Consider the following 22,629-nt stretch of genomic DNA (forward strand, 5'->3'; position numbering starts at 1 on the left):
TTGACATACTATGTGCGCCATACGCCTCAGCGCAAGGGCTTTTGTCTCATTGTTATGTGGACTTTTCGCCGAACTGACGCGCAAAAATGTGCGCTTACCACCTCAGCAGTGATGACCTGCGGACACATTCCAGCCGAAGCCCACCCAGATTGTCGATTCACGAGGCCGCGCACACATCTCACATGCCACCCTTTACTTGGCGCGGACACCTTTCAGTCCAGACGAGCCCTGCATATGTTTGTCAGAGTTACAGAACACGATTCACATCGCGCTTCGAGCCCAGCTGCTTCACCGTTCAAGAAGGAGCGGAAGGTGAAGGCCTTGCGACCATCTCCGAGGAAGATTTCAGTGAGAGACCGGTCGTGGATGATCTCAATATGCTCCGACTCTTCATCCGCGAGGGTCACGGTTCGTATATCTCCATGTGGGTAACGCGAGTCGGAGCGATCAACGGTCAGGGATGACGGACTCAGTGTCACATTCACTCCCGCCCCCTTTGAGCCGATGACGAAAGTAATGGAGGTGGCCTCGTCGGATGAAGTAGCGGAAGGTGCGTTGAACTCGACGTCAGCTGAGAACCTCCACGAACGCGAACCCGCGAGAGTCTCCACTTCGGAGTCGAATGACAGCGGCAAGCCGGGCAGGTAGGGACGCTGAACAAGCACGCCGTCAACCAACACCAGCTGTCGCGGAGAGGTCAAGCAGTGCACCCACCCTCCGGTTTCGATCGAGGGCTGGTCATCTTCGCTGGCGTTGCCGGCCCAGCCGACAAGAAGCGCGGGCTTCTCGTCACTCCATGCACCCCACGCGGTGTCAGTGCGCGCGTAGACCTGGGGAGCGTAGAACTCGAAACCGCGGTCAAGCTCGGTAAATGATCCGTCACACTCGGTAAATTCTGTGCCGACCAGTTTTCCGACGATGTAAATGCAGGGGAAGATGTTTTCGTAGCCTTCAACGTCGGGGGCGATACCCTGGGGACAGAAGATGAGGACGTCGCGGACTTCACCACTGACCTCATCGCTCAGGCGAACGAGGTTCGGGCATTCCCACATATAGCCGAAGGCGTCGAATGTGCCGTTCGCATCGGGGAAGGTCATTTCTCCTTCACATTCCCAGGTACGCAGGTTGCTCGAACGGTAGAGAAGGGCGGCGCCGGTTTCGTTTTCGCGTTGCACGCCGAGGAGCATGCGGTAGCTACCCGGCACTTCGGGATCGGCCCAGACCTGCGGGTCGCGGAAGTGAGCGGTATAGCCGTTGGGCTGATGGCCGATAATCGGCGGAACAAGCTTGGTGAACGATTTCATGTCGGACGTGATGACGACGCACTGGGTCGCTTCGCGCTCACCGGTCTGAGGATCCTTGTAGTTGCCCGTGTACCAGAGTTCCACGCCCTCTTCGGTCGCGATCGCAGTACCGGAGTAGGCGCCGTTTGCGTCCTGGTGAGTGTCGGGCAGGATCGCAGGTTTCAGGTATTCCCAGTTCACGAGGTTCTTCGACGTCGCATGACCCCAGTAAACAAGCTTCTTCGGATGCTCCGGGGTGTACTGGAAGAAGGCGTGGTAAGTGTCGCCAACTTTGATCAGGCCGTTCGGATCATTGAGGCGCCCAACTGGCGGAGCGACATGAAATTGGGGGTAGTCCGCGTCTTCGCAGGCGTGAGAGCGACGTTCAGCATTGAGTGCAAAAGCCAGGAAATCCTCAGTCATTCTTCGAGACTAGCAAGTATGTCACTCGTTTGACAGAGGCTTTCGGTCATAACTTTACACACACCTCGAATCAGTCGGCCCGAATCGGGAAGCACGCCGCTTATTCAATTCCAGCAATTCGCGAGGCAGCACCGCAGGCGCGACCCCACGATCAAGATCACGCGACACCGTCTCAACCAAAGCGTGAACAAGCGCGGACAAAGCCCGCAATTCCGTCATATTCGTCGCCGAATCGAACGAGCGAACCTCAATCGTTCCACAGCCCGGCGATGGGCGAACATCCCAGCGAACCTCGTTGAAATTCACGATCCCGCCCGCGCGCTTCAAACGCTCCTCAAGATCTTCGACCTGCTCCCACGAATCCAACAGGTGTGGCAAGCCAGCGGTCGGCAGGCGTGGAGAGTCGGAATGTCGCCCGCGAAAAACCGCCTGCGGATGCGAAAAAGCTGGAACACAGGCAGACTGGAAGTATGGAATTTATACTTCGACTCATTGCAACCATGGCTGGTATCTGGGCAGCGACCCTGATTGTGCCGTCGATCAATTTCACCGACGGAACGTCACTAGCCTCCACTCTGATCGCCCTTGCGGTGATCGCATTGGTGTTCACTCTGGTGAACTCCCTGATCAAACCTCTGGTGAAGGTTTTGACCTTCCCCCTGTACATCCTGACCTTCGGTTTGTTCGCCATCGTTACCGACGCCCTGCTGTTCATGCTGACCGGCGCACTTTCAACATCCGTTGGCATTCCCTTTGAAACGGGTGGCTTCTGGGCAAGCTTCTTTGGTGCTGTCATCACCGCAATCGTCTCGTCCCTTGTTGCCGGCTTGATTGGCGCAAAGAAGGACAAGTAGTCCGCGTTCGGGCAGGTGACAATGTGAACCGCTGAGATTAGGGGGCGGGGGTGTTCTGGATCCAGAACACCCCCGCCCCGTCGTATTGCTCGACGCTTCGCACCTCAGGGAGATGCAGGCGGTGACCGAGGCTCTTTCAGATTGGCCACGTCTCCATTCGCCATGCCGCGTCCCAGAACATCCATTCGTATCGGCTGGCCTGAACGAACGCGTCCCTCATGCGCTGGCGCTGGAGTTCTACAACGCCTTCGGCCACGCGGTCAACGATCCCGCGGACGATCTTGGTTTCTTCCGCAAACACGGGGTTTGCGTACATTCCAATCCAGTCACCGTAGGGGTGTTTTTCAAGGTCACCGGCAGTGTCGAGGAGCTCAGTCCCCACCACTTGGTAGATCCAGAAGCAGGGCAGAACCGCTGCGACAGCAATCCCGTATTCACCGCTGGCAAGCTGGGCAGCCAAGAAGTCAGAGTAGGCACGACACGTTGGCGAAGGCGTTGCCGCTGCCATCACGTCGACGTGCGACGCGTGGAGCTCTCGCTCAACCTTGATCGAATTCGCCGATGCTTCGGCCCAGAACACCAGGTCATCCGGATCGTGCGCAAAAGTGGCGAGACCAGCAAGAGCCTTTGCGTATGCAGCTAAATACAGGGCGTCTTGGACCATGTAGTAGTTGAATTTGTCTTGGCTGAGGCTCCCGTCACCGAGACCTCGAACGAATTGCCCCTGGTCAATCGCTTTCTTAATGGGGGCGATCTCTTCCCACAGTTCGTCAGTGAACATCATTGTCCTTCATCATGTCGTCATTCCACAGCGCGTAGAAGTGGTGGACGGGACCGTGCCCGTGTCCGACTCCAAGCTCATCAGCCTGTTCGATCGCGCCCGTCAAGTACGCCTTCGCGCGCGTGACAGCTTCGAGCCACGAGTCGCAACGCGGGCGAAGAGCCGCAATCGATGATGAGAGCGTGCATCCTGTTCCGTGCGTATTCTTCGTGTGAATACGGTGAGCGGTCAGAATATGCGGTTCTGAGTCACCTTCGCCGAGGAAGACATCGCACGCTTTCTCATCCAGGTGACCACCCTTCACCAGCGCATTCTTCACGCCTAGCTCGCGCAAAGCGAACGCTTGCTCCGTCATCTCATTGACGTTGGTTGCCCAATCGGATTCAAGAAGAACCGCTGCCTCAGCAAGATTCGGTGTAATCAAATCTGCGACAGTGCACAGCTGCCGAACAGTGGCGATAGCCTCGTTGTCCAATAGCGGATCACCCGAAGTTGCCACCATCACCGGATCAAGCACCGTGTAAGGCAACCGCGGAAGGTATTCACCAACAAGGCGTGCCAAGTCTGCAGTTGCCAGCATCCCGATCTTCGTTGCATCGGGAGCAATATCGTCAAGAACCGTGTCTAACTGGAGTTTGACGAAATCAACGGGAACCGCGTGGACTCCGGCCACGCCCTTCGTTGATTGTGCGGTCAGAGCGGTAATGACGCTCATCGCGTACGCACCATTGGCGCTCATCGCTTTCATATCAGCCTGAATACCTGCTCCACCCGAGGGATCAGATCCGGCAATCGTCAAAGCGGTCACTGTAGGAATCATCGATCACTCACCCCCGTCGCTTCCTGACGACCAGCGTCGGGAGCGCTGCTCCACGCATTCAGAAGATCGCGAGCAGCCTGCTTCGGATCCTCTGCGCAACAGATTGCCGAAACCACGGCACCACCATTCACACCACGCGCTTTCAAAGGTGCCATGTCATCGATACCAACACCACCAATAGCGACACTTGGCATAACGGCAAGGCGCGCAAGCCGTTCACACCCGTCATAGCCAAGGACATCGGGCGTATTCGTCTTCGTTGCCGTGGTGCGCAGAACCGAGAGGCCAACGTGATCTGCAACCCCTTCGCTTGCCGCAATCCGCGCCTCTTCATCAGTCCCAACAGACAATCCAAGGAACGCGACCTCGCCGATCATTTCACGCACAACCTTCGCGGGAAGATCCGATTGACCAACGTGCACACCCGCAACTGGGACACCCAATGCGCGAGCTGCGAGGAACACATCCACCCGGTCATTGACGATCACGGGAACCTGGTCGCCGACCGCATTCGCTACTTCGCAGACCTCATCAAGGAAGGGACCGCCATCGGAAGTCTTCGCGCGAAGCTGGACGCACGTTGCTCCACCTTCGACGGCGGCTTCAACCGTTTCAAGAACACTCCGCCCCATCGATTCGCACTGCTCAGCATCCGTCACCAAATAGACCCGTAGGTCAGGAGCATTCCTCATGACAGCGGAATCCTGTCAAGGTCGTCTGTCGAGACCGAGTAGAGCGAATCAAGGAAGTGCATCTGGAACGTACCCGGGCCCGACGCTTTCTCTTGAGCAATCTCACCCGCAGCAGAGTAGACGGCGTGACCGGCAGCAACCGCTTCCAGCGGCGTCACCGCACGCGTCTTCGCCGCACCGACGAAAGCAGCGAGGAACGCACCCAGCGCACAACCACCACCGGTGACGCGAGTCAGCATTTCTGCGCCACCACCAACACGAATAATCTGATCTGCGCTGACGATTGCGTCGGTTGCGCCGGAGATTGCAACAACACTGCCGTAGTTGCGCGCAATGAGCTGGGCTGCTTCGAACGCTGATTCAACCTCGTCGGAGGCATCGACACCACGACCACCAGCTCCCTCACCCGCAAGCGCGATGATTTCCGAGGCGTTACCTCGAACAACAGTCGGCCCCATTGTCACCAGCTCACGCGCAAGATCGGTGCGATGCACCAAGGCACCAACCGCAACCGGATCCAATACCCACGGAACGTCCGCTGCGACCGCAGCTGACGCGGCTTCACGAGCAGCTTCACGCTGTTCGGGGGTCGGCGTTCCCAAGTTAATCAGCAGACCGGACGCGATCGACGCAAACGGTCCCGCTTCGCCAACAATGTCGACCATTGCAGGGGCAGCGCCGATGGCCAAAAGGACGTTTGCCGTAAAGTTTGTGACCACTGAATTGGTAATGCACGAAACCAATGGGCTTGTTTCTCGGACAGCTTCAAGAGCCGAAGATACGATGGCACGATCCATCATTGACATTCCCTTCGTCAGAATTATCTCGACAGGTTCAACGGGTTTTTTCTCAGCCTGTGGCACCCCGTGTCACGCCATCACGTTAGCAGGTTGGACGCGGTTTCAGAACGGTCGTCTGCATCTGTCCACCGGTGTTTATCCGATTGTTCAGCCCTCGTCATGGATGCGCCTAGTGTCGAAGACATACGCTTGAGAGGTCGTCTGCTCGGTCAAACCGAGCGATTCGATCCGATGTTCTTCCCATTCTTTAACCTTGGTAAGCCCCGGCTCATTTTGGCGATTCTCAATATCTCCTAGCAGGTTACGGTAGGTTCCAATGTCGTGCGCAACCAGATTCTGTCCCTGTTTTTCGGCCGGGATGTACGTGTGCCCATCAAAGTGAACGGTTGTCACTCCTTGGGAAGTCGCTCCCCCGTCGAGTGCTGGCACCAGGTCTCTGGTGTTCTCTAATGCGAGGACGTGGACGTGCGAAGGAGTCTGCGATCCGCCAATCGGGGACCCCGCTGTCAGGGCTGATACGACGTGGTAGTTCTGGTTCACGTCGCTACTGGTCGCCAGTTGAGCGGCAATAATGCCTCCTTGCGAATGACCAACGAATTCGACGGGTTCATCCGCTTTGATTCCAGCCATTTTCATCGCCTCTAGGACCGCGCGTGATTGGTCGGATTCGCGCCCTGCTACCCCCTCAAAATTGGTGAGCATATCCTGCGGGTTACTTCCCCCGACGCTCCACTTCTGAGTACCTCGAATGACGACTGACCAGGACGAACATGTTCGTGATCCACCCGGCGATGACGCATCGGAGGGAATCGGAGTGCTGTGTCGGATGATCTTGATTTGCCCTTCTTCGCCTCCTGAATTCAGTCCTGAAAGTGACTCCAACAGTTGTGATGGTTTTCGCGGAGTTTCAACCGTGGAAATAGGAGTAGGGGTGCTCATTGCAGGTCGAGTATCGGGGGTAGAAGGGGTGACCACGCGCTGAGTCGGATGCGAACGGATCGCACCAACCCCCTGCCCCACTCCACCGACGATCGACAGAACGGAGAGCGCGAAAGGCGTATGCGGACTCGCCGCTAATATGGGAGCGAATCCTTCTTTCACTGCTTTGATAATCCGATGTCCTCTGCCGGCTCCCGACGAGGAGCCTGTCTGAATTTCCACGCCCGTGACATTTCCGAAGAACAGCGCACCAATTCCGGACGACCACGATGCGGCGTACCCGGCGACCTGCTTCGTTGAGCTTCCGGGCACACCGCGCCGAGCGCCGAAAAGATGCAGAACGCCGAAGGAGAACGCGTCAAGGTCGCGTTCAAAACGAAGTGCCGTTAAACCATCTGAGCGCCCGAACATGAACGCCAGGATCGCTGATAGGACATCAAGGTTCCGCGAGCGCACATCCCATGTGTTTTCCCTTAGCCACTGTGCAATCATCGGAAAGCCCGGTGCAGGCTCTTTGAGGTTCGGCTGCGAAAGATTCAGGTTGAAGATGGGACTGTCGTTGTGGGTTGATGACAAAAGCGCAACCGCTCGCGAGTCTGCGCCCGAATAGATGGCTGCACAGTAGGCGATCGAGTCGGCGAATGCGGACAGTTTGGCGCGAAGATACGTCATCAACGAGGCCACTTCTTCTATCGCACTAACAGCCGTGTATGCGGTGGGGCTGAGCCCGATGCCCAGGCGTGCATGATCCTGAGCCGACCGAGTGGAAGCGATCAATGCGGATAGCGACTCTTCACTCTTGCGAAGCCGGGTACATGCCCTGATCAACGCATCCGTGTCAACGTGCGTTGGCCCGCTTGTCACAACAATTCTGTTCATATCAGAACACACCTGATGACTCAGAGAACGTATGTGAAGCAAAAGAGGCAGGCGTATATGCGCCCAGCGATAACGGATTTGTTGTTTGTCCGGGCATCAGAACAACGCTGGCTAGCTGACACTCAGCAATCGCCGTGTCGAGCGCTAAAAGCGCATCATCTCCCGAGTCCATGACCACTCCGAGCTGTCCTAAAAGCACCAAGAGGTCATCTCGAGCTGCATCTGCAGCTCCACCCTGCCAGTCTTCGAAGCGCTCACATGCAACGTCGCCGTGTATGTCTTCAAGCACTTTGCATACGCTCCACATTGATTCGCGAGCGACCTGCATATTGCCTACTTCATCCACGGATCCTCCTTCCACTCCCCACGCTAGAAGGACAGTGACAACGAGGAAAGTCGAGGGAAGCAAAATTGTGGATAACCAATTTCAGGGACGAGCACCTGTGGATATCCTCGTAACAATTGCAGCCTCTAAGGAGTAACACCGTGGAAACGTTCCGGAAAACCGACCATCGGCCTCAGAAGATCTCCTATGAAGTGACAGCGCTCTTATGGCTCGCGGATGCGGGCGATCAGGCAACGCGGATTGTTCCCGTGCTCGATTACGGGAAGACCTGGCTCGAAGAGCCAGTCCTGTCTCGCATCGAAGCAACCCCGCGAATGGCTGAGGAATTTGGACGAGCCCTGGCGTATACGCACGCAGCGGGCGCGCCTCATTTAGGCGCTCCACCGCCCGGGCATACAACCGACGGGTGGATGGGTGAAGCTCCATTGCCTCTCTTAGCCGATGGGGGCAGCGCATCTTGGGGACAGTACTACGCCAAATACCGGGTTGAGCCCTATATTGACTGCCCAGCTTTTAGCCAGACAGACCGCGAGCGCCTGCATCAATTCGCTGAAAAACTCGCATCCGGGGTGTTTGATCATGACCAACCCGCTCTTGTCCGTTCCGGGGAAGTATCTCGACTTCATGGAGATCTGTGGAGCGGAAACGTCATGTGGACACCCGATGGTGTAACCCTTATTGATCCAGCAGCCCAAGGGGGTCACGGCGAAGAAGACTTGGCGATGCTCGGTGTTTTTGGTTGCCCTCATCTGGAAACAATCCGCGATGCGTACGCCGAAGCGTCACCTCTTCAGGATGGCTGGCGCGAACGCATCGGGCTTCACAGTCTTCATATTCTGATCATTCACGCCTATCTTTTTGGCGTGTCCTACCGGTCAGATGTGATGCAGATAGTGAAGAAATACGGCTAGTACAACAGGTGGGAGCCCCTCCGGGTCGAACACGTGCCACGTGCTGAATCAGTACGCCGCTTGTGCTCCGAATTGAGAATCCGTTTCGGCACTCGCTTCACTGTCGCGCAGGGAGATCTGAAGGGCCTCGTTCAGAGCACTCCGGATTGCTTCAACGTAAATCTGGTGCCCCTGATCCGTTGCCGGGTGCACGGAGTCTCCGGCAAGATCCTCGGGGTGACGGGAAATGGGGTTCGCCCAATCGGCCGCGAACACGTTCCGGTAGCGCGTTGCTGCACGCCAAATCGTGTCATTCGACGGTGGGATCCACGTTGTGCGAGCAGGACCGAATGCAGTGACCAGGATGAGCTTTCTCTCTGGCCCGATCTGGGCAACAAGTGCGTCAATCTGGTCGTCTGTCACGACATTATTCGTTGCCAGTGAGATGACGACGTATTCGCGAAGCAAGCCCTGCGCGTTCAAAGAATCGATGATGGGACCAGCAGCAAGAACAGAACGCGAGACCTCGGCATCAACGTAGACACCCGGGAATGCTTCGCTGAGCGCAGCCGAAGAACCCAGGGTGACCGAGTCGCCAATAATCGTGATTTCTTCGCCAGTGACCTGTGGCTGCGTGTAGTCGTAGCGGCGGATGAACTCTGGTTCGCCACTTTGTGCGCCAGACTGTGCGTCGCTTTGGGTCTCGCTCTGCGACTGGTCGCCCGACGAGGCCGCATCCGCGGACTGCGAGCCGGACGTCATCGCATCGCTGGCAGGAGCCGACATTGCTCCCTGTTCAATGGCAATTTGAGCGCTCGACTGATTCGGCGAGAACCAAAGTGCAACCGCAAACAGGGAGGCAATCACCAGTACAATCACGGCGATGACGATGCGTACTTTTCCAGTGAATGTCAGAAAACCTGACCACACGATACGGCACCACTGAAGGAAGCCGACGCGACGAATTGGAGTCTCAATAAACCTGTACGACAGCGCGGCGAAAAGAACCGATGCCACTGACACGAGCGTTGCCGACATTGACAGACTCATCTGGGGAGCCACGTAGAAAGCGAGCACCCACAACGGCCAATGCCACAGGTAGATTCCGTAGGATCGTTCTCCCAGCCACACCAGGGGACGTAGTTCAAGCACCTTGCGAAGCAGGCGGGCAGTCCCGGCGTAGGACACGTCGGGAAGCAAGCCACGGATAGTGAACGCCGTCGTCAAAGACACGATGACCATGCCCCACGGGTACATGAAAGACTCCGGCAACACGGTCATCAGGAACATCGTGGCAAAGAATGAGATGACGCCGAAGAAGCCTATATATCCGGCATGTTTGGCGCGTTCATCGACCATTTGCATGGCGTTGGGGACGGCGAATGCGAGGGCCGCGCCGATCATCAGACCCCACAGGTGAGTGTCTGTTCCCATGTATGCGCGCGAAAGGTCTTGGCCAACTAGGACAGCGTGCCATGCGGTCGATGCTCCGCCGATTCCAAGAGCGATCCAGATTCTGAGGTGTTTCGGTAGCCGAACCAGAAGAAGGAGGATCAGTGGCCAGATGACGTAGAACTGCTGTTCAACGGCGAATGACCATGCGTTGGTCAGGAGCAGTGGCGACTGTTGCTCGAAGTAAGAGGCGCCGGAGATGATTTCAAGCCAGTTGTACGTGCCGGTGAGCACGCCGACGACTTGGCGAGGGAGCGCAACTAGCGCATCCGTCCCGCTGAGCAGAGCAAGGATTCCCGCACCAATACACGTCGTGACCGCCGCCGGGACAAGACGCCTGAAACGTCGAATCCAGAAATGACCGATCCCAAGTGAACCGGTTGAATCCAATCGGTCTATCAGCAACAAGGTGATGAGGAAGCCCGATAGGACGAAGAAAATGTCGACGCCCGCGAACCCGGCTTTCGCGTACTGCGGGAGCAGGTGATAGACCAGAACGAACATCGCTGCGATGCCACGCATGCCGTCGAGTCCCTGCAAGCGTCGTCGAGTTGTCAGAGTTGGCGTCGGTTCCGATGGGGTGGACGAGGCCGCGCCTACTGACGAATCCCCTTCATTGTCCGAGTGCGCGGACTGAAAACCACCACCGGATTGACCGGAGGATTCAAAAGCACTCGGGCTCGGAGTATGGGGGTTCGTCACGCCCAAGATTTTAGAGTATCCACCATCGGGACACCCCATCGGGTGACGCACCTCAAAAGGTCAGACCCTCTCACGTTGAGTGGCCTCATCCCCTATCGACCTGCGGATACACTGTCCCGCTGACTATTCACGCGCACCCGAATATGTCCGGCATCATCACTTTCGTTACGCAACACCGTTTCTTAACCACGCGCCAACATGAAAAGATGACACTATGAGCGCAAACTGGATTTCCCTTTTCTCTACCGATCATGGTTACGCCGATCTGGCAGCATCTGGCGAACCTTTGTCTCCGCTTGACGGCCGCTACCGCGCAGCCGTTGCACCTCTTGCGAATTACCTGTCCGAAGCCGGCTTGAATCGTGCGCGCATACACGTCGAGATTGAGTGGCTGATCCACCTGCTCGACAACACCGTCCTTCCTGGCGCGCCGACCCTGACCGACGCTGAACGCGACTACCTGCGCGCACTGCCCCGCGATTTTTCCGCCGACCACATCAAACGTCTCGGCGAATTCGAGGCCGTCACCCGTCACGACGTGAAGGCCGTCGAGTACCTGATCCGCGAGCATCTGGAGAAGGCCACCGGGGTCCTCGGCCCCGATTCCTCGCTTCCGCACCTGCGCGAGGTCGTCCACATTTTCTGCACCTCGGAAGACATCAACAACCTCGCCTACGCGCTCACCATCAAGGCTGGCATCGAGCAGGTGTGGCTGCCCGCCGCCCGCGAACTGCAGGCTCGACTGCTGCGCCTCGCTGAAGCCGGCGCAGACGCTCCGATGCTGGCACACACGCACGGTCAGCCTGCAACGCCCGTCACCATGGGCAAGGAAATGGCCGTGTTTGCCCACCGTTTCGCTCGTCAGCTGGCACGCATCGAAAACACCGAATACTTGGGCAAGATCAACGGCGCCACGGGAACTTGGGCAGCGCACGTCGTTTCCGTCCCGAACGCTGATTGGCCGGTCCTCGCTCGCAACTTCGTCGAAGGTTTGGGCCTGACCTGGAATCCGCTGACCACACAGATCGAATCTCACGACTGGCAAGCAGAGCTCTACTCCGATGTTGCGCGCGCCGGACGTATCGCACACAACCTGGCAACCGACTGCTGGACCTACATTTCGATGGGCTACTTCCACCAGAACCTCGCAGCCCAGGGCTCCACCGGTTCGTCGACTATGCCCCACAAGGTGAACCCGATTCGCTTCGAGAATGCCGAAGCGAACCTGGAAGTCTCGTGCGCACTGCTCGATTCCTTGGCATCGACGCTGGTCACCTCGCGTATGCAGCGTGACCTGACCGACTCGACGACCCAGCGCAATATCGGTGTTGGCCTTGGGCACTCGATCCTCGCGTTCTTCAACCTGGTTCGTGGCCTTGACGGCATCGACATTGACGTTAACCGTATGGCTGCCGACCTGGATGCGAACTGGGAAGTTCTCGGCGAAGCGGTTCAGCAGGTCATGCGCACAGCGTCGATCGCCGGCGCGACCGGAATGACGAACCCGTACGAGCGCCTGAAGGAGCTGACCCGTGGCCACGAGGTCGGGGCCACCGAAATGCGTGAGTTTATCGCCGGCCTTGGGTTGCCCGCTAAAGAAGAAGCTCGCCTTTGTGCTCTCACACCCGCAACCTACATCGGTCTGTCGACCGAAATGGCGCACTGGGTGAACGACGAACGCTGATCCGACTGATCGCATTAGTTTCGGGAGTGAGCAATCTGCTCACTCCCGAAACTTTTACACCTTGACCTTTGAATCGATGCGCTAGCGACTGGGCGCGATCGAAACAATCAGGACACGGAACTCGAATCTTCCGAGACCACCACTCCCTCATCTGCGGTCGAAGACTTCCGTGGAGCGAGCTCTGCCAAGAGCATCGCGCCCACCACCAGCGAACCACCTGCGAACAGTCGCCACGTCAAATGCTCGCCACCAAAGAGGATCGCGAAGATCGCTGCGAACACGGGCTCCGTCGTCATAATGACCGCGGCACTAGTCGCAGGAATTCTTGACTGCGCCCATGTTTGAAGTCCCACAGTTACGATGCCGGCAATGACCGCCATGTAGATCATGACCGTCCAGCCGTTGATTCCCGACGGCAGGACGATTCCACCTGGCAAGGCTGAAACACCACAGATCACACCAAGAGCAATCAGCTGAATGGTTGCCAAATCAAGACCGGATTCCTGACCAGCCCACTGATCAAGAAGCACAATATGAACGGCAAACAACACAGCCGAAATGAAGGTCAGTCCCTCACCAAGCCCGACGCTCAAACCGTTCAGAGACAAAATCGACAGTCCAGTAAACGCCAAGACCAGCGCAAACACGACGGGTTTTGAAACCGGCGTCCGGAACGCGATGAAAAGCAACAGTGGCGTCAGGATCACGTACATGCCCGTAATAAAACCGGACACCGACGCATCTGCCGTCTCCAGGCCAATCGTCTGCACGATTTGCGCCACGGCGAAGACCGTGCCCGCCATCAATCCGCGCTTCCACGTGGTGACAGGAGCTCGCAGAAGTGTGCGGCCTCGTAAAACAAAAATCACCAGCGCTGCAATGAAGAAGCGGACGCCCAGGAAGTCCAGCGTCGGAATCGCCGTCAGGATCCCCTTGATGATGAAGAACGTCGAGCCCCAGATCGCCGTCACACAGATCAGGGCCAGCATTGCAATGCCATCAACTCGGGTTTTCATCACGCCAGCCTAAACCAGGCGCTTGCACCGGCGCGCGCACGTCCACTTGAAGGTTCGGTATCGAAACACAACACTGCGACGAAACCACTTGCCAGGCGTTGCACTGATTGACACCATCAATTTATGACAGTGTCGCAGCAAGAACTCCTAGTGAGCCACATTTCCATGGCCAGGCTCAAGCCGTATTTGAAGCGCACGGGAGGGGACATTCCCAAAAGCCTGGAACTATACTGTTGGCACGCCGAACTGGCGTCCGATGTTCATTTCATTCTGGGAATGACCGAAGTTTTTGTTCGCAACGCGATGGATCGGCAACTTCAGGCGTGGAACCGCAAACAGGACCCTGAAGCGACCAGTTGGCTTCTTGAGGATCCAGCTCCCCCGCTCGATAAGCTCTCTGCTTCAAAGCGAAGCCAAGCGTTGAACTGGGCGAATAAGGAATCTAAACAAAAACCGAAGACTCACTCTCGCAAAGACCAGCCATCGCATGATGACGTCCTGTCCTGCGTCATGTTTGGAATGTGGGCGGATCTTCTTCCTCATCATGGGACAAGCACACCGTCAGATTTGGCCGGCTTGGAGGCAGAGAAGCATCGTCGCGCGTTGTGGAAACAGTGTCTGATTCACGCTTTCCCGAATGAGAAGGACCCCGACGGGTCAATCACCTACGGAAGGGTGGCGCGCCTCCACAATCTGCGTAACCGCGTTGCGCACATGGAGTTCCTGTTAGACGACGACATTGACGCGCGCATGCATGATGCCTTCAAGTTGCTTGAGTCGATCGATCATCGCATTGCCGTGTGGGTCGGTTCAAAGAGCACGGTAAAAGACACCTTGAGCAGGTGCCCCATCTAAGAATGCGCTGGCTGAAGGCTGTTTTCAGGGGGCAAGAGCGCCGTGCAGATCATCGCGGGACGCAAGGTGCCTGACGATTCGCGCACAAGCGTGAGCATCGGAACCCGCTTCGTGGTGATTCAGACTAAAGGTCGGGTCACATTCGTGAAGAACAGTCGGCAACCTGTAGTTTTCGAGGCCCGGAAGCATTCGTCGTGCCGTCAAATACGAGCAGAAAAAATGCTGGGGCAAAGAAAGTATCCCAAAGTAGTCGTCCAAGTCTTTCCAGACTCGAGCGTCGAACATCGCGTTATGAGCGTAGACGGGGAGATCGCCAACGAAGCGTGCGATCTGGTCAGCGATCTGATCCCACATTGGAGCCGTCGCTACTTGACGCGGGCCGATTCCGTGAAGCCATGTGAATTCGAACCGGCTATAACCCTGCGGGGGCTGAATGAAGGTCGAGAATTCGTCAGTCACCTGCCCGTCTTCCATTTTCACCAATGCCACCTGGCAGGCGGAGACTCCGCCACCGCGATTAGCAGTTTCGAAATCGACGGCAACAAAAGACGGTTGCGTCAAGAAGTGCAGGTTGGGAATGTATTTCGCATTAAAAGACCGGCGCGACCGTGTTCTCTGTTCACTCAGTGTCAGCACCCCCATTCAGTGACCACCAGGATGTTGAGTCGGCGGGCAAACACCACGTGCGAGAATCAAAATCGGTGACATCTGCCAGTGACATTCCGTTATCCAACAGGTGCACGTCACAGTCGGCAACCGCAGTATTCAGGAGTATCTGGGCACCTTGAGGGACCTGGACCTCAACATCTTCTCCACCTGTATTCGTCGCGCAGAACAGTCTTCCCGCGCTGAACGCCAGAACTTCTTCGGGAACCTGATCAGCCCAGTGCACACGGTGCGCTGACCCAACAAGTTGGCGTCGGAGTCCACCCAATCGCATGTACAAAGACAGCATCGATGTTGGATCCTCACCTTGTTCGTCACGTGCCCACGCTCGGAATTCTTCAGGTTGAGGTAGCCACGGAGCAGAAGCCCCATCGGGCCCAAAACCCATTGACGATCCGCACTTCTTCCACGGCAGGGGGACGCGACAGCCATCGCGGCCTCGTTGCTGGCCATTCGTTCGAATCCACATCGGGTCTTGCCTGGCCCAATCGGGAAGATCGAGTACTTCTGGAAGTCCGAGTTCTTCACCCTGATACACGTAGACCGTTCCCGGCAGAGCGAAAAGCAACGCGGTTGCTGCGCGCGCACGACGCTTGCCCAGCGCAGTATTCACGGGAGTATCTCGACGGGCATCTGCCAGCATGTCGAAAGGATCGGGGTCTTTGTCGATGCGTTCCTGACCCAAGCGGGTAACCAGGCGGTGAACATCATGGTTCGCCAACGCCCACGCGGGCCCATCTTCTTGCCCGGCAACCGCGAAGGATTGCTCAATCGAGCGACGCAACCTATACGCAAACCAAGGCTGAACCAGCAGGTCAAACGCAAATGACTGCTGAAGATGCCCAGGAGCTGTAAAACGAGTGAAAACCTCGGGATCATTGACCCACGCTTCGCCGACAAAATACTTCGGCGGATCGTAGGATTCGGCAAGCTGACGCCACTGGCTATAGATTTCGAAGAGCTCCGGCTGGGTCCACAAACCCGATTGGTCCGCGTGCGTACCGCGCGGAATCGGAAGGGACTTCACCATGCCGTGTGCAACATCGATACGGAACCCATCGACTCCACGGTCAAACCAGAATCGCAGAATATCGAGGAATGCGGTGCGAACATCCTGGTTGCGCCAGTTGAAATCAGGTTGCGTGGAATCAAAGAGATGCAGATACCACTGAGGGTTTTCGGTCCCATCGTCTAAGCGATCCCAGGCTGAGCCACCGAAAACCGACGGCCAGTCATTCGGTGGCTGACTCCCGTCACCTTCCCCGTCGGCAAAGATAAAACGATCGCGTTCGGGTGAGCCGGGACCTGCGGAAATAGCGTCGATGAACCACTGGTGTTCGCTGGAACAGTGGTTGGGGACGATATCCATCAGCACGCGAATATCCCGCGTGTGAGCGTGCGCGACCAGCTGATCGAAATCGGCCAGAGTTCCATAGTCGGGCAAAATCTGACGATAATCCGCAATGTCGTAGCCGTGGTCGTGTTGCGGAGATAGATAGCAGGGGTTCAGCCAAATCGCGTTAACGCCCAGCTTCGCCAGATCGTCCAGCGACTGCGTAACCCCCGGCAGGTCACCAATCCCGTCGCCGTTCGAGTCACGAAATGAGCGGACATAGACCTGATATGCGACCGCACCGCGCCACCATGCTCCATTGTGTTCCTGGTGAGCAGTCATTCCGACCCCCGATCTGATAGTCCCGTTGTGCTCCGCGCACTCCACTATTGTCCATCAGACCATGGAGAAACCGAATTTCGTTGTTACGGGCGCCAGTTCCGATCCGACGCGGGAGCACCGTATCGCTCGAACAGGTCGGTGGGTCGAGCGGTTCCGTCTTCGAATCCCAGTAGCGTCATATCCGCCATCACTATCGACGAGGCCGCACCCGTTTCGCTCATGTCCAGAGCATCTGCGGATATAGAGTTCTGGTCTGTCTGCCCCGCTGTGTCACAGTCGGCATCGGCTAGAACCTGCGCCATAATACGACCACGGATAGCGAGTGGAGCTAGTTCACCATTGTCCCAGACAGCGTGGGTCGCCCCATCAAGGATCTCTCTCAAGTCATCTTCTTGGCACTCAGCTCCGTCGGTATCAAGCGTGATATCGAAAGTCACCAGCGCCGGTTTCCCGAAACCTTCCCCCACGTTCACCGACACATCGAAGTGAATGTCTTTCCCGCATTTTTCAGTGAGAACATCATCGATCCCCGCTTCGATCAAAGTTTCAAAACGGTCTGATCGGCCTCGTCGACGTGTCGGCTTCATTGCACGAAAGGCGATACCTGCACCCAACGCGCCAACGCCCAAGACCCCGATCAGCAGAGGGCTTCCGATCTGCGGAATCTGAGATTTCTTGCCGTTGCCGGCTGAAGGTACCCTTTGGCGCGACATGGCAGCCATCCGCATCCTCCGTCCGATTTCGGACAATTCTGGGCCTGTGGATTCACTCGTCATTGGGTGTCCTTTCCAGGGAGGGGAAGTCATTCACAGTCGATGTGAGTAGCGCCCCTTCATCGGAGTCACTGGATGCAACTGAGACGGTGGCGCACGATGAGGAGGGTGGCCAAGAAACATCGAATTCCACGGGAGTGACGGAATCGTCTTTTGCAAGCGTTACCACCGGGTCGAATGTCTCAAAAGAGGTCGGCGTTGTGACGTCCTGCCAGATTTCGTAAAACATGACGCGCGTGACCTCGTCATCTTGAGGAAGAAAATCCTGCAGTGCAGCAACAGCGGACGCGGTTCGACCCCACGGATTGACCGTCACCATGCGCTCCAAATAGCGCACTGTTTCGGTGTACGTTGCCGACGAATGGGCGTAATAGAGAGGCTGGCGACGCGGTCGCACCAACTTACGACCGATCGCGACTCGGTGATCAGCCTGACGCGCCGGAGTTCCATCCATCGACGGGATAACGTCCTGGTCGTGAGCCAGCGACACCATGGTGACGTCCGGGCGAATCCGATACCTGCGCGCCGGTGCTCCCGTCGCCAGGATTGCTTGCACATCTAGGCCGGCCGTCTTGGGATTCATCGATGCCAACACGGTCGCAATCAATCCCCCCTGCGAATGACCGCAGATCAGCACCGGTTCCGTTGCATACTCTTCCGGGTTAAGCCCATCGCGTTTCATTGCATCGTGGATCGCCATGACAAGCCCACTGCGCATATTCGATTCGATACCGATCATTTCGCGGATGTTTGATTCCATATCCGCCGGATTCGCGTTCGATTCGAAGTCCATATGCGCCGTTCCAGGCAGGGATACCAGCCACCTGCGGGCTTCCCCTTCACCGACGCGGGTTATTTTCACCGTGTTCCCGTCGGTCATCGACCAGTACATGTCGTCGATATCGACGCATAGATCACTCAGACTCTGGGGGGCTTGCCAGCGACGAAGTGCAGCTGTGGCGTGTCCGGCTGGGGGATCAATGGACGAGGCTTCGGCTGAATCTGCGATCACTTGGGCGTGAACAGGGCCGGAATGAATGTAGCCCACGGCCGTTCCGATCGACAGCATTCCGGTCATCAATGTGTCGTATGCGCGTTTGGGAACAAGAGGAAGTGCTTGAGCTGCTCGTTTCCCCATTGGACTATCGGGTTCAAGGGCGATACGAGCACGCATCACCGTCTTTGCCACGTGGGAAACGGCCTGCGCACTACCGGCGAGGAAGCGGACGAAGAGCGTATCAAGACCGGGTTCGTCGAAGAAAAGGCGTTGCGAGCGCTCAGATGAATCGTCGCCCATCGATTGAGAGGCGTGGCGAGCTTTTTGTCGCATCTCTTCAGAGAGGGCGGGTAGTTCTGATACAAGACCTAATGCTCCGGAGGCAAGGAGTGCTGGCACCAAAGGAATCAGGCGCATGGCGGTGTAAGCGGGAGAAAACGACTGGGGAACACGGCGAGGCGCATAGATGCGTGGTGTACGACGATGCGCCATGGCTTCTCCTTTCCCCGCGGTTCCTTATCTTTCAAGCGTAGTGCGGTCAGCAAAAGGCGCAATCGGGGACAACCCCTGTTTATTTGCCTGTTCCCTGAATTCCACACGTACCGTGGCAAACTTCAACCATTGACACTCATACCCCCTAGGGGTATCTTCATTTTAGAAGGACAAGCAGGAAAGGCGACCCATGGCATACGGATATTCAGCCTCCACTGACCGTTATCTGGCCAGACTCCGCCGTATTGAAGGACAGGTTCGCGGACTCCAGCGCATGGTCAGCGAAAACGAGTACTGCATCGACATCATTACGCAGATGTCCGCCGTCCAATCAGCGCTCAATTCCGTTGCCATCGGCCTGCTAGAAGACCACATGAACCACTGCGTCGTCCACGCCGCCAAAGAATCCGACGAAGCCGCGCACGAAAAGATTGAAGAGGCCACCAAGGCAATCGCCCGGCTCATCAAGTCCTGAACCAACTACTACTGTGCACGATCCAGCCACAACAACAAGGAGAACGCCATGACCATGGAAATCGATCGCACCGTTGAACTCGCCGTTAATGGCCTGACCTGCGAACACTGCGTCCAGTCCGTCACCGAGGAACTATCCGAAGTTGCCGGCGTGAAGAACGTTGACGTCATCCTCAACTCTGGTGCCACCTCCAAGGTCACCCTCGTATCCGACGTTGCCCTTGACGATGATGCCCTGCGTGAAGCCGTGTCCGAAGCAGGCTTCGAGCTGGTCAGCATCACCCGCGACTTCTGAGACCCTCGGGCGCGGGCGATGCCCGCGCCCAACCTCGTTCCTCAAAACTGGCCGGCACCTGGCCCAACATAACGCGCCACGTCCTCGACCACCTCCCTTCCGCGCCCGGACACCCACGACCGCCCGCGGGCACACCACCAGTCGGCATGCCCACAAACTCAGCCTTCGTGACACGTCCCGGCAAGCGGACAAGGAAAGACAACCGTGTCCATATCCCCCACTCTTCACTCCGTCGCCCCCGTTTCCGACTCCTATAATTCCGAGGGCACAACCCACATCGGCGAAGGCATCAAAGTTCATGCGCAGGACCTCAAGCGCCGACTGATCATCTGCATCCCCTTCTGGCTAATCGCCATGCTTTTGTCGATGGTGCCCACCTGGCAGTTTGTCGGCTGGCAGTGGGGTGTCGCCATTGCATCGATCCCCGTCACCACCTGGGGTGCATGGACCTTCCACAAGGCCGCCTTTGCGGCTGGACGCCACGGATCAACAACGATGGACACCCTGGTGTCACTGGGCGTCACTGCGTCCTCCCTGTGGAGCTGGTGGGCTCTCCTCTTCGGTGGTGCAGGCGAACTCGGCATGCGCATGTCGATGACTCTCTTCCCACGCGCAGCCACGGCCACACATCACGCGGAAATCTATTTCGAGGGCGCCTGCACGATCACCGTCTTCCTTCTGACCGGACGGTGGATGGAAGCGCGCGCCCGATACCGCGCCGGCAACGCACTGCGAGCACTGCTTGAATTCGGCGCAAAGGAAGCGACGAAGATCGAAGTCGATCCCGCCACCGGCGAACGTCACGAAGTGGTTGTTCCGGCAGCATCTTTGCAGGTCGGCGACATGTTCATTGTTCGGCCCGGCGAGAAGGTGGCCACGGACGGCATCGTTGTTGAAGGCCAGTCCGCACTCGACACTTCCTTGCTGACCGGCGAATCTGTGCCCGAAGACATCAGCGTGGGCGACGAGGTCACCGGCGCGACAATCAACACGTGGGGCACCCTCACGGTCAAGGCAACCCGAGTCGGAGCCGACACTACTTTTGCTCGCATCGGCGCGATGGTGAGCCAAGCGCAGGCCAGTAAAGCCCCTGTTCAGCGACTTGCCGACCGTCTTTCCGGAGTCTTCGTTCCAATCGTCATCGGCATCGCACTGCTGACCTTGATCGGCTGGCTGATCGCTGGAGCATCTCTACAGACAGCCTTTACCGCCGGCGTCGCCGTGCTGGTTGTCGCCTGCCCATGCGCACTCGGCTTGGCGACTCCGACCGCCCTTCTGGTGGGATCCGGTCGCGCATCCCAGCTGGGTATCGTCATCAAATCCGCTGAAACGCTGGAGCAGACGCGAACGATCGACACGATCGTTCTGGATAAGACCGGCACCGTCACCACCGGCAAGATGTCGCTGGAAAGCATCGTTACTCTACCGGAGTCGAACAGCGACCGACTATCGGAAGACACAATCCTCGGCCTTGCTGCCGCGGTTGAGTCCGCGTCCGAGCACCCTATTGCTCGCGCCATTGTCGCCGGTGCGGGCGCGCGGGGAGTCGCGGCCTCGTCGATTCGCGGATTCTCGAACCACGCAGGACGTGGTGTATCTGCGCTGGTAGACACCCCTTCCGGTGGCGATTCGCTGGTGCTGGTTGGACGCGCGTCATGGCTGGATTCCCTGGGCGTCACCATTCCGTACGAGGTCGAGTCTGCAGTTGCCACCGCCGAAGCAAGTGGCGCGACCGCAATCATGATCGCCCAGACGGGCCAGTGGAGTGATTCCAACGAGGCCGGCCACGCTCACTCAGCCACCGCAGTAGAATCGGTGGCCGACTCTTCCACCTCCGAGTCGGCAGAAACTTCGCTTGACGTCCCCGGCTTGACCGCGCCCGCTCCTCTGGCCACGATCACGATGAACGTCCAGGGCATGACGTGCGCGTCGTGTGTGCGCAGGGTCGAAAGGAAGCTCGGCACACTCGACGGTGTCAGTGCCTCGGTGAACCTTGCGACCGAGTCCGCGACGATCACGCTGACCGAACCGCACACGGATGAAGAACTCGAAACCATCGTCAACAACGCGGGATACCAAGGAACCGTGCTTTGGCGAACCGACGTATCTGCGTCAGAGACGTCGATGTCAGCGAACACCGAAGAGAAAACGCCCTCCGCTCAGAGGATCCTGCCGGAGCGTATTGAAGGCTACGCGTACGGTGTTCTGGTTGTTCGTGACACCGTGAAGGACACGTCTAAGACCGCAATCGAGCAGTTCAAGGGATTGGGTATTGAGCCGATCCTACTGACCGGAGACAACGAGGCAGCCGCTCAACATGTTGCTCAGCAAGTTGGTATTTCGCGCGTTATTTCGCAGGTTATGCCGGAAAAGAAGTTCGACATCATCAAGGGATTGCAGGATGAGGGACGCGTTGTCGCCATGGTTGGCGACGGCATAAACGACGCTGCGGCACTTGCTCAGGCGGGCACCCATGGCCTGGGGATCGCTATGGGATCAGGGACCGATGTTGCGATCGAGGTCGCCGACGTTACGTTGGTCAATTCCGACTTGACCAGCGCAGCCACTGCCATCCGCATTTCGCGCCGTACCCTGCGCATCATTAAGGGCAATCTGTTCTGGGCATTTGCCTACAACGTTGCAATGATTCCGCTGGCAATCGCCGGCCTGCTGAACCCCATGCTTGCGTCGGCTGCAATGGCGTTCTCATCCGTGTTCGTTGTGTTGAATTCGTTGCGTTTGCGTTCAGCACACTAGCGGGTCACCACGTGAACAACTGTCCTAACAGACTTTGCCAGTGTTTTACACTGTAAGGGTGAATCCTCCCAGTCTGCCAGCACG

The 22,629-nt window shown here is 57.5% G+C and carries 21 protein-coding genes; 7 read left to right on the forward strand and 14 right to left on the reverse strand.

Annotation, left to right across the window (positions count from 1 at the left end):
- Positions 1-212 precede the first annotated feature (212 nt).
- Together QP381_RS01875 and QP381_RS01880 are read right to left on the reverse strand one after the other, a co-directional pair.
- Positions 213-1,706 carry a glycoside hydrolase family 32 protein gene (locus QP381_RS01875; RefSeq protein WP_285067619.1) on the reverse strand — a complete coding sequence of 498 codons (1,494 nt, stop codon included), beginning with the start codon at positions 1,704-1,706 and terminating at the stop codon, positions 213-215.
- A gap of 54 nt (positions 1,707-1,760) precedes the next feature.
- The gene (locus tag QP381_RS01880) at positions 1,761-2,183 is read right to left on the reverse strand and encodes a glutamate-cysteine ligase family protein (RefSeq protein ID WP_336619914.1); all 423 of its coding nucleotides are present in this window, start codon (positions 2,181-2,183) and stop codon (positions 1,761-1,763) included.
- On the opposite strand from QP381_RS01880, the gene QP381_RS01885 reads away from it, so the two are divergent.
- Positions 2,177-2,560 carry a phage holin family protein gene (locus tag QP381_RS01885; protein ID WP_006680511.1) on the forward strand — a complete coding sequence of 128 codons (384 nt, stop codon included), beginning with the start codon at positions 2,177-2,179 and terminating at the stop codon, positions 2,558-2,560. The two genes, QP381_RS01880 and QP381_RS01885, sit on opposite strands and share 7 nt — an antisense overlap.
- Positions 2,561-2,696: 136 nt before the next feature.
- Here the strand turns inward: QP381_RS01885 and QP381_RS01890 are convergent, their stop codons facing one another.
- From QP381_RS01890 to QP381_RS01915, 6 genes are all read right to left on the reverse strand, one after another.
- Positions 2,697-3,344: a TenA family protein gene (locus tag QP381_RS01890; RefSeq protein ID WP_257878447.1), complete on the reverse strand. Its 648-nt coding sequence runs from the start codon at positions 3,342-3,344 to the stop codon at positions 2,697-2,699.
- Positions 3,331-4,161: a bifunctional hydroxymethylpyrimidine kinase/phosphomethylpyrimidine kinase gene (gene thiD / locus QP381_RS01895; RefSeq protein WP_103632923.1), complete on the reverse strand. Its 831-nt coding sequence runs from the start codon at positions 4,159-4,161 to the stop codon at positions 3,331-3,333. Before thiD ends, QP381_RS01890 begins: the two co-directional genes overlap by 14 nt.
- Positions 4,158-4,853, reverse strand: coding sequence for a thiamine phosphate synthase (thiE, locus tag QP381_RS01900; RefSeq protein ID WP_006680514.1), 696 nt, complete (start codon positions 4,851-4,853; stop codon positions 4,158-4,160). Before thiE ends, thiD begins: the two co-directional genes overlap by 4 nt.
- A complete protein-coding gene (gene thiM / locus QP381_RS01905; RefSeq protein ID WP_103632922.1) occupies positions 4,850-5,653 on the reverse strand; it encodes a hydroxyethylthiazole kinase in 804 nt (267 codons plus the stop codon). Before thiM ends, thiE begins: the two co-directional genes overlap by 4 nt.
- A gap of 147 nt (positions 5,654-5,800) precedes the next feature.
- Positions 5,801-7,471: a hypothetical protein gene (locus tag QP381_RS01910; protein WP_285067626.1), complete on the reverse strand. Its 1,671-nt coding sequence runs from the start codon at positions 7,469-7,471 to the stop codon at positions 5,801-5,803.
- Between the two features lies 1 nt (position 7,472).
- Positions 7,473-7,817 (reverse strand): hypothetical protein, encoded by a 345-nt coding sequence (locus QP381_RS01915; protein ID WP_103632920.1) that lies wholly within the window; start codon positions 7,815-7,817, stop codon positions 7,473-7,475.
- 140 nt (positions 7,818-7,957) lie between these two features.
- Here QP381_RS01915 and QP381_RS01920 point away from each other — a divergent pair, with 140 nt between their 5' ends.
- Positions 7,958-8,728, forward strand: a complete 771-nt coding sequence (locus tag QP381_RS01920) for a fructosamine kinase family protein (RefSeq protein ID WP_006680518.1) — start codon at positions 7,958-7,960, stop codon at positions 8,726-8,728.
- A gap of 48 nt (positions 8,729-8,776) precedes the next feature.
- On the opposite strand, the gene QP381_RS01925 is transcribed toward QP381_RS01920, so the two are convergent.
- Positions 8,777-10,861: an acyltransferase family protein gene (locus QP381_RS01925; protein ID WP_285067629.1), complete on the reverse strand. Its 2,085-nt coding sequence runs from the start codon at positions 10,859-10,861 to the stop codon at positions 8,777-8,779.
- Between the two features lie 214 nt (positions 10,862-11,075).
- Between QP381_RS01925 and purB the strand changes: the two genes are divergently transcribed.
- The gene (gene purB, locus QP381_RS01930; protein WP_006680520.1) at positions 11,076-12,545 is read left to right on the forward strand and encodes an adenylosuccinate lyase; all 1,470 of its coding nucleotides are present in this window, start codon (positions 11,076-11,078) and stop codon (positions 12,543-12,545) included.
- A 107-nt stretch (positions 12,546-12,652) separates the two neighbouring features.
- Here the strand turns inward: purB and QP381_RS01935 are convergent, their stop codons facing one another.
- Positions 12,653-13,561, reverse strand: coding sequence for a DMT family transporter (locus QP381_RS01935; protein ID WP_179370047.1), 909 nt, complete (start codon positions 13,559-13,561; stop codon positions 12,653-12,655).
- 276 nt (positions 13,562-13,837) lie between these two features.
- On the opposite strand from QP381_RS01935, the gene QP381_RS01940 reads away from it, so the two are divergent.
- Positions 13,838-14,416 (forward strand): hypothetical protein, encoded by a 579-nt coding sequence (locus QP381_RS01940; RefSeq protein ID WP_131367599.1) that lies wholly within the window; start codon positions 13,838-13,840, stop codon positions 14,414-14,416.
- Positions 14,417-14,440: 24 nt separating this feature from the next.
- On the opposite strand, the gene QP381_RS01945 is transcribed toward QP381_RS01940, so the two are convergent.
- From QP381_RS01945 to QP381_RS01960, 4 genes are all read right to left on the reverse strand, one after another.
- Positions 14,441-14,977, reverse strand: a complete 537-nt coding sequence (locus QP381_RS01945; RefSeq protein WP_285067635.1) for a 3'-5' exonuclease — start codon at positions 14,975-14,977, stop codon at positions 14,441-14,443.
- 58 nt (positions 14,978-15,035) lie between these two features.
- On the reverse strand, positions 15,036-16,757 hold the full coding sequence (locus tag QP381_RS01950) for a glycoside hydrolase family 13 protein (protein WP_285067638.1): 1,722 nt from the start codon (positions 16,755-16,757) through the stop codon (positions 15,036-15,038).
- A gap of 83 nt (positions 16,758-16,840) precedes the next feature.
- Complete coding sequence (locus tag QP381_RS01955; protein ID WP_285067641.1) at positions 16,841-17,479, reverse strand: hypothetical protein; 639 nt, start codon at positions 17,477-17,479, stop codon at positions 16,841-16,843.
- A 43-nt stretch (positions 17,480-17,522) separates the two neighbouring features.
- Positions 17,523-19,019, reverse strand: coding sequence for an alpha/beta hydrolase (locus tag QP381_RS01960; RefSeq protein ID WP_179370051.1), 1,497 nt, complete (start codon positions 19,017-19,019; stop codon positions 17,523-17,525).
- Between the two features lie 190 nt (positions 19,020-19,209).
- Here QP381_RS01960 and QP381_RS01965 point away from each other — a divergent pair, with 190 nt between their 5' ends.
- The 3 genes from QP381_RS01965 (at position 19,210) to QP381_RS01975 (ending at position 22,545) form a co-directional block, all read left to right on the forward strand.
- Positions 19,210-19,494 carry a metal-sensitive transcriptional regulator gene (locus QP381_RS01965; RefSeq protein WP_006680528.1) on the forward strand — a complete coding sequence of 95 codons (285 nt, stop codon included), beginning with the start codon at positions 19,210-19,212 and terminating at the stop codon, positions 19,492-19,494.
- A gap of 48 nt (positions 19,495-19,542) precedes the next feature.
- Complete coding sequence (locus QP381_RS01970) at positions 19,543-19,788, forward strand: heavy-metal-associated domain-containing protein (RefSeq protein WP_179370052.1); 246 nt, start codon at positions 19,543-19,545, stop codon at positions 19,786-19,788.
- A 204-nt stretch (positions 19,789-19,992) separates the two neighbouring features.
- Positions 19,993-22,545 (forward strand): heavy metal translocating P-type ATPase, encoded by a 2,553-nt coding sequence (locus QP381_RS01975; RefSeq protein WP_285067647.1) that lies wholly within the window; start codon positions 19,993-19,995, stop codon positions 22,543-22,545.
- Positions 22,546-22,629 lie beyond the last annotated feature (84 nt).

This window comes from Pauljensenia sp. UMB6358, from assembly GCF_030216865.1.
Classification (GTDB): domain Bacteria; phylum Actinomycetota; class Actinomycetes; order Actinomycetales; family Actinomycetaceae; genus Pauljensenia; species Pauljensenia turicensis_A.

Coding starts and splice junctions, on each gene's coding strand:
- QP381_RS01970 (WP_179370052.1), top strand. CDS start 19,543: ATGACCATGGAAATCGATCGCACCGTTGAACTCGCCGTTAATGGCCTG.
- QP381_RS01890 (WP_257878447.1), bottom strand. CDS start 3,344: ATGATGTTCACTGACGAACTGTGGGAAGAGATCGCCCCCATTAAGAAA.
- QP381_RS01875 (WP_285067619.1), bottom strand. CDS start 1,706: ATGACTGAGGATTTCCTGGCTTTTGCACTCAATGCTGAACGTCGCTCT.
- QP381_RS01940 (WP_131367599.1), top strand. CDS start 13,838: ATGACCGAAGTTTTTGTTCGCAACGCGATGGATCGGCAACTTCAGGCG.
- QP381_RS01950 (WP_285067638.1), bottom strand. CDS start 16,757: ATGACTGCTCACCAGGAACACAATGGAGCATGGTGGCGCGGTGCGGTC.
- purB (WP_006680520.1), top strand. CDS start 11,076: ATGAGCGCAAACTGGATTTCCCTTTTCTCTACCGATCATGGTTACGCC.
- thiE (WP_006680514.1), bottom strand. CDS start 4,853: ATGAGGAATGCTCCTGACCTACGGGTCTATTTGGTGACGGATGCTGAG.
- QP381_RS01935 (WP_179370047.1), bottom strand. CDS start 13,561: ATGAAAACCCGAGTTGATGGCATTGCAATGCTGGCCCTGATCTGTGTG.
- QP381_RS01960 (WP_179370051.1), bottom strand. CDS start 19,019: ATGGCGCATCGTCGTACACCACGCATCTATGCGCCTCGCCGTGTTCCC.
- QP381_RS01965 (WP_006680528.1), top strand. CDS start 19,210: ATGGCATACGGATATTCAGCCTCCACTGACCGTTATCTGGCCAGACTC.
- QP381_RS01955 (WP_285067641.1), bottom strand. CDS start 17,479: ATGGCTGCCATGTCGCGCCAAAGGGTACCTTCAGCCGGCAACGGCAAG.
- thiM (WP_103632922.1), bottom strand. CDS start 5,653: ATGATGGATCGTGCCATCGTATCTTCGGCTCTTGAAGCTGTCCGAGAA.
- QP381_RS01885 (WP_006680511.1), top strand. CDS start 2,177: ATGGAATTTATACTTCGACTCATTGCAACCATGGCTGGTATCTGGGCA.
- thiD (WP_103632923.1), bottom strand. CDS start 4,161: ATGATTCCTACAGTGACCGCTTTGACGATTGCCGGATCTGATCCCTCG.
- QP381_RS01910 (WP_285067626.1), bottom strand. CDS start 7,471: ATGAACAGAATTGTTGTGACAAGCGGGCCAACGCACGTTGACACGGAT.